Below are 6,311 nucleotides of genomic sequence, written 5' to 3'. Positions count from 1 at the left end.
GACATATTGAGCGTTTAGCGAAATAACTCTGTTTGCGTTTTTAATTTTAGAGATACTTTACTTGCGTTCAGTCCGACAATGGTTAATGTTTTGGATACTTCGGTTTCTTGCGAAACCTCAGTATGACAAGGATTTTTAGTCCGACAAGATACCCACCCCCTAGCCCCCTCCGCAATGGATGGGGACAAGAGATTTGCAAATCGGCAATAGGGCGGAATAATGTCATTGCGAGTGGATTTTGGCTTGTCAAAATCCGTGTGGCAATCTTTTTATTAGATTTTGCATTTTTGTAAAATCTAATTTGTAAAATCTAATGCGTGGCAATCTATATCGCAATCAACAAATAATGTATTGCCTTGAGTTTAGTTAAAAAATACAATTTTTATAATGGTGGTGGGTTATTGCTCATAATGATATTTTTTTGTTAGGTTAAAATTAAGTAAAAAAGTTTGCAAAAAATGAGTAGGTTTTACCATTTTTCGCCTATGCCTAGCAATAAACAGCGATTTATCTTTGGCAGGGCGCATAGCGCGTAAAATCTACCCTTGCTAGCTTTTCTTATATTTGTGTTTGTCCTAGCGTTTGATTCTGTGTCGTTTTTCCTGCCATTGCCCATTATGGTTTGCAAATCGCTAAAATATCTAGGCTGAAAGTTTAGATACACCCGCACACTCTCATCACTCGCAAGTCTAGCATACACGCTTACTCCCCCTTGCTCGCTATACAATGGCGCAGAATCCAAAAATCCTCTAAAAAACACAAGCGGTTTTTTGATTTTGTGTCGCTCCCTCCACGATAGCTTTTTATACACCGAGTAGTCAATCAGCGAATACCCACGAAAGCGCAAAAAGTGATTATTTAGCGTGTGTTGCAAAATCTCTTTATGTCTTTTTTCTAAGTTTGATTCAAAAAATTGCAAAAAATCATTTGCATTTGGGAGTGCTTGGCTTGACTCATTAGGTGGAGTCTCTCTTTTGCCTGATTTATTTTTAGAAGTGCGTAAGTATTCTTTCCCATCGCTAGAATCTATTTTTGCTCCAAGTGCAAAATCCACCCCGCAAACAAAGCAAAATCCCACAAAAAAAGCAAAAATCCCTAATATTTTATGTCGCATTTGCGTTGCCTAAAAAATTATTTTTCTAGCAATTTTGGCTTTGAGATTTTGTTTAGCATAAATAGCCCGATAGCCACTACTACAAGCAATGCAATGACTGCTAAGTATGAATACTGCCCGTATTTATCAAAAAGTGAAATGATAAATTTGGAGCTATAAAAAGCCACACTTCCTAGCGTGCTAGCCCATATTACACAAGCAAAGGCATTTAGAATCAAAAATTTTTTTAAATCATAGCGACTAACGCCAATCGCCACAGGGACTAAAAATTTGATTCCGTATAAATATTTGTTGATAAAAATCAAAATCGCGCCATATTTGCGTAGCCAAAGGTGCATAAGCGCGATTTTTCGCCTATGTTTGCTTAGGTATTTGCCAAATTCTTTTTTCTCATAGCGCACGGCATACACGAGGCTAGAGCTACCAAATACATTGCCCAAAGTCGCTATAAATATGCTAAGAGGCAAGCTCATCTGCTCCAAGCTAGATAGCACTCCTGTTGCCAAAATCCCCACATATCCGCTACCCATACAATAAATAAATAGTGCGATATATCCCCACGATTCAAAAGAATCTTTAAAAGAATTTATGGTAGATTCCATATTTTGCCTTTTATATTTGTTTTTTAAGATTTTAGTTTGGATTGTGATAAATCAATAAGCCCAAAAGCGCGAAAAACACGCAAAAACACAAAGTAGGCATTATATCCACATAAAATCTACTTTATGCAAATTTTAAAAAACAAAATCTTATAAAACGAGTTTAAACTCTAAAAAGCCTATTTTAAAATTGCATTTTAATGTATAATTATTTGTTTTTGAGAGAATGATTTGAAAAAGAGATGATTTTGCGACAAAAGCGTTTAAGATAAAAATAATCAAGTGGAGTTTAGGATATGGATTTACCTCAATGGGACGAAAAATATAGCATTCATAATGACGCCATTGATGCGCAACATAAAAAGCTATTTGACATCGCTTATCGCGTGGGATTGCTGATAAATAGGCAGGCTAGTAGCGATGAGATAAAGCAGATTTTATCTGAGCTATTTGAGTATATGAAAGTGCATTTTGCCGATGAGGAAGCGTATATGGAGAGTATCGGCTATCCAAATTTAGAGCAACAAAGAGAATCCCATCAAGAAATCATTTCAAATATGACAAGCCTTATCCAAAATATCCGCTATGATTTTAAACAAAAGCTAGCCATTATCACGCAAGATTGGCTTATAGAGCATATATTAAGAGAAGATATGCAAATCGAAAAATGGCGAGCCTCTCATCAAGAAGAAGCTAAAAAAAATTTAGAAGAGCATAAAGAGGTGTTTCATATTTATACTTGTCAATGCCGAGAGGAATTTCACTTGCTTGATACCATTCACAAAAAAGTCCAAAAAGGCAAAGTCTTTCACTGCAAATCCTGCGGGCAGACAATAAAATTTGTGCGCGATGAAAAGTAAGCAAGCAGGGCGAAAATCACGCCAAAAACACGGGAAAATCAAACATTGATTTTATAGATTTTGCAAATGTAGATTTTACCACGATAGCACACATAGCGCAAAATCTAGCACGCAAAACCATAAACAACAACAAGGCTTCAAACATAACGCAAGCTAAAAAACAACCAAAAAAAACTAAAAAAAACTAAAAAAAACAAGGAAAATCTATGCTACCCCTAGAATCCATACAAAAAGCCCACAAAATCATCGCTCCCGTGATTGAGCGCACGGCTTTTTCTTACGCACCTAAGCTATCCAAACTCACAAGCGCAAATATCTATCTAAAAAAAGAGAATCTACAACGCACAGGGGCTTTTAAAATCCGTGGCGCGTTTAACAAAATCGCCCAAATGAGCGAACAATCCCGCGCAAAAGGTGTAATCGCTGCAAGTGCGGGCAATCACGCACAGGGCGTGGCGTATTCTGCGACACATTTTGGGATTCCATCAGTCATTGTTATGCCTGAGGCTACGCCATTGCTAAAAGTGCTAGCTACAAAAGAGCTAGGCGCGCAAGTCGTGCTAAGCGGGGATAATTATGATGAAGCATATTCAAAGGCTTACCAAATCGCAAAAGAGCGGGATTTAAGTTTTATCCACCCATTTGCCGATGAAGAGGTGATGGCGGGGCAGGGGACTATCGCGCTAGAAATGATAGAGGAGCAGGAGTTAGATTTTGTGCTTGTGCCTATCGGTGGAGGCGGGCTAGTGGGCGGAATCCTAAGCGCGTATAAAGCCCTAAGCCCGCGCACCAAAATCATAGGGGTGCAAGCAAAAGGCGCAAATGCTATGGCGACTAGCTTTTATGCTAAAAAGATTCAAAATGCTACTTCGGTGCGGACTATTGCTGATGGGATAGCCGTGCGCGATGTCAATGCGCTAAATTTTTCATATATTTGCGAGGGCTTAAGCGCGATAGTAGAAGTCGATGATGAGGAAATCGCAAGCGCGATTTTATACCTGCTAGAAAATCAAAAGCTAGTAGTCGAGGGTGCAGGAGCTAGCGGAGTGGCAGCCCTGCTTCATCGCAAGCTAGAAATCAAGCCAAATGAGCGCGTAGGCGTGGTGCTAAGCGGTGGAAATATCGATGTAACAATGCTAAATCTTATCATTCAAAAAGGGCTTATCAAAACCCATAGACGATTGCAACTCCAAATCGTGCTTATGGATAAGCCCGGTGCCTTGCAACGCTTGACAGAGATTTTGGCAAGTGCAAATGCAAATATCGTCCAAACCGATTATGATAGGACTTCGATAAATCTAGCCTATGGTGATGTATATATCACGCTAGCTATTGAAACAAAAGGCGAGGCACATAAGCAACAAATCTGCAAAGAGCTAAAAGCAAATGGCTATGAGTTTAGCGAGATTTTGTAGGTTTGTGGCGTTGGATTTTGCTAAAAAAAAATGTAAAAAAATGGATTTTATAAAATCGATTTTGTGGTGCAGGATTTTTTAAGATTTTCAAACTTATGGGATAAACATTAAATGGCAACTGATACTAATTTGACAACCAAAATGAGTCAAATCCTTAAAAAAATCTATTTTTATGCAGCGATTTGGGCGGATTCTACCAAGCGAGTGGAGCGCAAATACGATTTAGTGGATTTGGGATTTTTGTGCATTGTGCTAGCTAGTGTCGCCACGCTTAGTGTTATGATAAACCAAATCTCTATCAGTAGCAAAGAAATAAACTCACTTCTAAACGCAAAAGATTCTTATCTTTTTTCGTGGGTAAATTTGTGTCTTGAGATTTTTGGGAGCAGTGATTATGGACTTCGCGGAAGTTTTGTAGCATTGCATTGCCTAAATATGCTACTTATGTATAATCTAGGCAGAATCTACCTAAAAAAACCTAGCGATTCGTTGCTACTTATGGCGTTATACGCGCTTTTGCCCGCGACAAATCTAAGCGCGATTTTGCTATATAAAAGCGGGTTTATTTTGTTTGTTTTATTGCTTATTTGCTATTTGCAGATGAGATTTTCTCGTCCGCCTTATGTGATTATTTTTGTAGCAGGGTTATTAGATTTTGCCTTTAGCGCGGTATTTGTAGCGCTTGGGGCATTTGCGATAAAAAAAGGCAAGACAAAGACATTTATCGCTTCGATTTTGGGATTTGGCATAAATATGTATTTGTATGAGGATTCTATCGGTGGCGTGCCAAAGGCGTATTGTTTGGATTTGCTAGGAAATATGGCTATGCTTTTTTCGCCATTTTTGTTTTTGTATTATGTTTATACGCTTTATGCAGCACTTGCACGCAGGAGGGAGGATTCTCTTATGGTGTATATTGCCACTAGCTCTTTGGTGCTTATGTTGCTATTATCATTGCGTCAAAAGGTGGATATTACGCAATGGACACCATTGCTTTTGGTAGGGCTTCCCGTGCTTGTGTTTGGATTTTTTAGTGATATTCGAGTGAGGCTAAAACCTTATAAAAAACGATTCAAAATCCGTCTAAGTTTAATAGTCGGGCTACTTGTGCTTGAGACATTGCTACTTTTTGGCAACAAAATCACTTATCTTTTTTCGCCTAAGCCAAATTTTGCTTACTCTTATTATGTCGCAAAAGATTTAGCAAATGAGCTAAAAAAGCGCGAGATTTTTGCCATAAAGACGCAAGATTCTAGCCTTGCTTTGAGATTAGGATTTTATGACATAGGAGTTGGCAATAACGCCTGCCTTTATCACTCTAAACCAAAAGGATACAAATCTGAAAAAATCGATATAAATTATTTTGGTGTCTTGGTGGAGAGATTTTTTTTGGTTCGGCATAATGGTTGCCGTGTCTAAATTATGTAGATTTTGCTAGATTATGATAAAGTAACGATTTTGCAACATAGATTTTAGAAAATCGTGGTTTTTATCAAAATCGTTTTTTGATTTTTGAAAGGTTTTATATAGTTATGCGTGATGGTTTTAGTTTGCTAGAGCTTGTTTTTGGCGTTGTGATTTTGGGGCTTTTTGTCTTTTTTGCTATGCCAAACAAATCGATAAATACGCATATTTCTTTGCAAAATGCCACCTTGCATACACTCTCTCATATTCGCTATACACAGCATTTAGCACTAAATGATTCACTAGATTTTGCAAATACTGCCCAAACTAGCACGCTAAGTAAAATGCACCCCTCAATTAGCCCAGACAAACTCACAGAGCCACATAAAAACTTTTGGCAAATCCAATTTCATCAAAGCGGAATCTACACGCCACAAAGTTTTAGTGTGTATTTTGATACGCCTAGATTTTCGCCTACCACCGATAGAGATGAGCAGCCAAGCGTGGGCGATATAATCGCTGTGAGCGGCAAAAACAAACGATGTCTATCAGGGTATAGCAATGTAAATATTTCCATAGAATGTCGCAACAATGCTGAAATTTCTGTGCGTTTGGGAGAGTATTTTGGGATAGATTTTATCTCGCTAGATTCTATTTTTTACTGCCAAGAGATGGGGACTTTTCGCATAAAATTTGACAAATTTGGTAAGCCTTATTGTGGCAAAAACGCCCTTGCGCTAAACGCACCGCTAAAAATCACACTGCATAAAAAAGAGGCAAAAAAATCCATTTGTATCCTGCCAAATACGGGCTATGCTTTTATCTCGCAAAATGGCGTATGTTAGATTTTCTTACACAAAGCTAAACATATAAAAAGCATAAATAAAAAATATTGTTAAAAAAACTTGCCGATTTAAAA

7 protein-coding genes are annotated in these 6,311 nt (G+C 37.9%); 4 read left to right on the top strand and 3 right to left on the bottom strand.

Translation table 11 applies throughout. The annotated features are described in order from the left end of the window. Positions 1-14 precede the first annotated feature (14 nt). The 3 genes from ACWIX0_RS06065 to ACWIX0_RS06055 all read right to left on the bottom strand — a co-directional run bounded on the left by ACWIX0_RS06065 (position 15) and on the right by ACWIX0_RS06055 (position 1,716). Complete coding sequence (locus tag ACWIX0_RS06065) at positions 15-188, bottom strand: hypothetical protein (RefSeq protein ID WP_454172812.1); 174 nt, start codon at positions 186-188, stop codon at positions 15-17. A 281-nt stretch (positions 189-469) separates the two neighbouring features. Continuing rightward, on the bottom strand, positions 470-1,114 hold the full coding sequence (locus tag ACWIX0_RS06060; RefSeq protein ID WP_454172811.1) for a hypothetical protein: 645 nt from the start codon (positions 1,112-1,114) through the stop codon (positions 470-472). Between the two features lie 17 nt (positions 1,115-1,131). Then, entirely contained in the window at positions 1,132-1,716 is a 585-nt protein-coding gene (locus tag ACWIX0_RS06055) for a DedA family protein (RefSeq protein ID WP_454172810.1), read from the bottom strand. A 293-nt stretch (positions 1,717-2,009) separates the two neighbouring features. Between ACWIX0_RS06055 and ACWIX0_RS06050 the strand changes: the two genes are divergently transcribed. The 4 genes from ACWIX0_RS06050 (at position 2,010) to ACWIX0_RS06035 (ending at position 6,237) form a co-directional block, all read left to right on the top strand. Next, positions 2,010-2,573 (top strand): bacteriohemerythrin, encoded by a 564-nt coding sequence (locus tag ACWIX0_RS06050; protein ID WP_454172808.1) that lies wholly within the window; start codon positions 2,010-2,012, stop codon positions 2,571-2,573. A gap of 206 nt (positions 2,574-2,779) precedes the next feature. Next, positions 2,780-3,988 (top strand): threonine ammonia-lyase, encoded by a 1,209-nt coding sequence (ilvA, locus tag ACWIX0_RS06045; RefSeq protein WP_454172807.1) that lies wholly within the window; start codon positions 2,780-2,782, stop codon positions 3,986-3,988. A 111-nt stretch (positions 3,989-4,099) separates the two neighbouring features. Beyond that, positions 4,100-5,407, top strand: a complete 1,308-nt coding sequence (locus tag ACWIX0_RS06040) for a hypothetical protein (protein WP_454172805.1) — start codon at positions 4,100-4,102, stop codon at positions 5,405-5,407. Between the two features lie 113 nt (positions 5,408-5,520). Continuing rightward, on the top strand, positions 5,521-6,237 hold the full coding sequence (locus tag ACWIX0_RS06035) for a pilus assembly FimT family protein (RefSeq protein WP_454172804.1): 717 nt from the start codon (positions 5,521-5,523) through the stop codon (positions 6,235-6,237). Positions 6,238-6,311 lie beyond the last annotated feature (74 nt).

This window comes from Helicobacter sp. T3_23-1059 (assembly GCF_053654515.1).
This window is presented reverse-complemented; position numbering and strand designations above follow the sequence as displayed.